Origin of the sequence: Microcystis sp. M_OC_Ca_00000000_C217Col (genome assembly GCF_007095585.1) — a bacterium.
Taxonomy (GTDB): domain Bacteria; phylum Cyanobacteriota; class Cyanobacteriia; order Cyanobacteriales; family Microcystaceae; genus Microcystis; species Microcystis panniformis.
In genome coordinates this window covers 1-3,413 of the sequence record NZ_SFBV01000036.1, presented here as the reverse complement: position 1 = coordinate 3,413, position 3,413 = coordinate 1, and the positions used below count along the sequence as shown (strand labels likewise).

The 3,413-nt window shown below is 43.7% G+C and carries 4 protein-coding genes; 3 read left to right on the top strand and 1 reads right to left on the bottom strand.

All coding sequences use genetic code 11. The features are described 5' to 3' along the window. Positions 1-243 precede the first annotated feature (243 nt). Positions 244-1,440: a DUF4377 domain-containing protein gene (locus EWV66_RS01955; RefSeq protein ID WP_221634784.1), complete on the bottom strand. Its 1,197-nt coding sequence runs from the start codon at positions 1,438-1,440 to the stop codon at positions 244-246. Positions 1,441-1,703: 263 nt separating this feature from the next. On the opposite strand from EWV66_RS01955, the gene EWV66_RS01950 reads away from it, so the two are divergent. From EWV66_RS01950 to EWV66_RS01940, 3 genes are all read left to right on the top strand, one after another. Beyond that, on the top strand, positions 1,704-2,048 hold the full coding sequence (locus EWV66_RS01950) for a YbaB/EbfC family nucleoid-associated protein (RefSeq protein ID WP_052277085.1): 345 nt from the start codon (positions 1,704-1,706) through the stop codon (positions 2,046-2,048). Positions 2,049-2,107: 59 nt separating this feature from the next. After that, positions 2,108-2,830: a pyridoxine 5'-phosphate synthase gene (locus EWV66_RS01945; RefSeq protein WP_211571677.1), complete on the top strand. Its 723-nt coding sequence runs from the start codon at positions 2,108-2,110 to the stop codon at positions 2,828-2,830. A 67-nt stretch (positions 2,831-2,897) separates the two neighbouring features. Continuing rightward, entirely contained in the window at positions 2,898-3,209 is a 312-nt protein-coding gene (locus EWV66_RS01940) for an MgPME-cyclase complex family protein (RefSeq protein ID WP_002789077.1), read from the top strand. Positions 3,210-3,413: the final 204 nt, after the last annotated feature.

Sequence of the window (3,413 nt, the reverse complement as noted above, 5' to 3'; positions counted from 1 at the left end):
CTACAATCGGCGTAGGGCTAATTCATGAATTAGCCCTACAATCGGCGTTGTCAAATTGAAAGATGCTCCGAATCAGCACCGGAGCATTGCATCTTTCCTCTTCTGATCTGACAACGCCCTTTTTCTCTGATAACTGATAACTGATAACTGATAACTGATAACTGATAACTGATAACTGATAACTGATAACTGATAACTGATAACTGATAACTGATAACTGATAACTGATAACTGATAACTGAATTAGTTTCTCACTGCTTCTGTTTCCGCTTCTTTGGGAACAAGCACTGGCACTCCGCTGACTGTTTCGATTTGATAAATAACGCGACTTAATTGGGAAGGACAACAGAGAGGATCCGTATCTTTATAGCGATTAAAAACCACAATAATTCGATCGCTATTTTGTAAAACAATTCTCTGAGATGCACCATCAGTGCGGGAATCCATCGGTCGCGGGGAAAGAGTGCCAGCGAATTTACCATCGACAAAAACAAAGTCTTGATAACCCATTGGTCGGCACATTCCATCCACTCCACTCATGGCCGAAATAACGCTAGTTTTACCATAGGTTTGCACGGATCCGTACAGTAACCATCCTGCTTTATTAAGCGCTTGATCATTGGCAGTAATTGCCGGACGAACCTGTTCACGACACTGGTTATCGATCACGGTTTTAACGGGAGATTTGGGGATAGGGGCCTTGGCTTTATTCCAATTAGTTAACGGTCGATCAAACCAAGCTCGCGGAGTCTCTTTTTCTGGGGTTTGGCTAATAACTTCTAATAGCTTCCATGTTTCCGAACTTTGATTAGTAGCTGGATTGGAGACGGTTTCAACGCTAACTTTAATTTGATAGAAAAATCCTGGTTTATAATCAAATCCCTCGATACTATTAGGGAACAATCTCCAGTTTTCCTCTGGTTTCTCTCGCATCTGTAAACAGTCTTTGGTTGTGCCTTGGCTACAGGGTTGTTTCCTAGAATGGATATAAATTGTCCTTTCCGTGCGCGTGGTAGTTGGTGCGGGGGTAAAAGTGAGTATTCCTAAACCTTCGGGAGTACGATAAAATAATTGTAAATCGCCTTTAGCTGTCACTTGGAATTGTTCCACTCCTTGCAAGGCAGCAAGATATTGATTTTCCTGTTTCATCTCCGGTTCTGGACAAGCTTTTTTCGTAGTAGCGATCGCTTGGTTGATCTGAAGCGTGTCATTATTGACTTGATAGCCAGTATTATACTGGTTGCATCCAGCCGAACCACTGAGGATATTTTTCTGGAAAGCGGCAGTAATTTCCGTTTCTTTCACCAAACTTCCGGCTGTCCACCCCCTTAGTTTCCATCGAGTCCCCTCCAAAGGGGAAGTATTAGCGATCGCCGCTTTCCCCGCTAAAGCACAACTTAGGGCAATTGTCAAGAAAATTCCCGTTTTTTTGGCGTTCAAAATTGCTATTCTCCTCGTCAAAGCAACAATTCTATTATGGCGTGGGGTAATCGACTCAGTGGTTAGGATAATTTTTCGGATGTCTCTTTCTGACCATCCCGTGACGGATTAAGAGAGAACAAGTTCCCGCAAACCTTAACCCAGTCAGAAAGTCATCGTTGTCATTAATCACTTTTTGGCCCTTTGAGGGCAAAAAGTTGACCCGGTTCACCTTAAGCAGTACAATAAAAACCTTGAATGACCCCTTAAACAAAAAAAACACCATGGCACAAGGACAAGGATTCGGATTCGGTCTCGGTAAGATTAAAGAATTACAAGACGCTTTCCAAAAAGCGCAACAGGTGCAACAAGGGGCCAAAGTTCTGCAAGAAGAACTGGAAAATATGGAAATTCCCGGCCAGAGTGAAAATGGCTTCGTGACAGTCTATCTCAGTGGCAACCAAGAACCCCGGGGTATTGAAATCGACCCTGCTCTCCTCTCCCAAGATCTGGAGATTGTGGCCGAGTCTATTCTAGAAGCCATGAAAGTCGCCTATAGTGCCTCCACGGAAACCATGCGCGCCAAAATGGAAGAACTGACCAGTGGTTTAAATATCCCCAGTATGTAATCGCTTTTGACCGCAATGGTAAGATGGAAAGTTGGACTAACAAACAAGGAGGTTCAACTTTGCTGACTTTGGGTGTCAATATCGACCATGTGGCCACAATTCGCCAAGCTCGCCGTACCGTGGAACCAGCTCCCGTGGCGGCGGCAGTTTTGGCTGAAATCGGCGGTGCTGATGGTATTACCGTTCACTTGCGCGAGGATCGTCGTCATATCCAGGATCGCGATGTGCGGATTCTCCGGCAAACGGTGCGGACTCATCTGAATCTGGAAATGGCCCCGACGGAGGAAATGATCGCCATTGCTCTCGATATTAAACCCGATTATGTCACCCTTGTCCCCGAAAAGCGCGAGGAAGTGACCACGGAAGGGGGGATCGATATACTGGGCAATTTTGACCGTTTTTGTCAGGTTGTCGAGCGCCTGCAATCGGCTAATATTCCCGTTAGTTGGTTTATTGATGCCGATTTTGCCCAAATTCAAGCGGCCGCTAATACGGGGGCGAAATTTATTGAACTCCACACCGGTCAATACGCCGAAGCACAACAGGAGAGCGATCGTCAAGCACAATTAACAATTCTTAAAGAAGGTTGTGAATACGCTTCCTCTCTCGGTTTGCGGGTGAATGCTGGTCACGGTTTGACCTATTGGAATGTTTATGCCGTCGCCTGTTTGCCCAATATGGAAGAATTGAACATTGGTCACACAATTATCAGTCGTGCGGTTTTAGTTGGGTTGGAACGGGCTGTTAGGGAAATGAAATTGGCTATGCGTGGGCAATTGTAAAGGCTATCAGCTATCAGCTAATCTCCTGACTAGGGAACAATTACACTGAAAAATTAAAGGAAAGATGATGACAACTTATTATTATTTGGTAGCCAGTCAAAAGTTTTTAGAAGAAGAAGCGATCGAAAAGGAAGTTTTGAAGGAAAGAATCAGGAATTATCAAGAAAAAGGTCAAGAAATTGATTTTTGGTTAATTGCCAATCCAGCTTTTTTAGATACTCCCGCTTTTGCCGATATCAAAAAGAAAACTCCCCAACCAGCAGCGGCAATTGTTTCTCTCAACCAACAGTTTATTACTTGGCTGAAATTGCGTCTAGAATACGTTATTACTGGACAGTTTGAGGCTCCTTCCGATACTATTTCCGATCCGTTAAAATAACCCTTTTTTGTCTGTGGTAAATAAGTGGTTATAATTAAATAGAAGATACATTTTGGGTTCGATCCCCCCTGCCCCCCTTGATAAGGGTAGGGCTGTTTCATTCTCCCATCAGAATATCAAAAGTAAAAGCGATCACTGTCTTTGTAAAATGAGAAGTGAACGCGAACTTTTGAAAGATATGTTGAGCTTAATAGAAAAACTGAA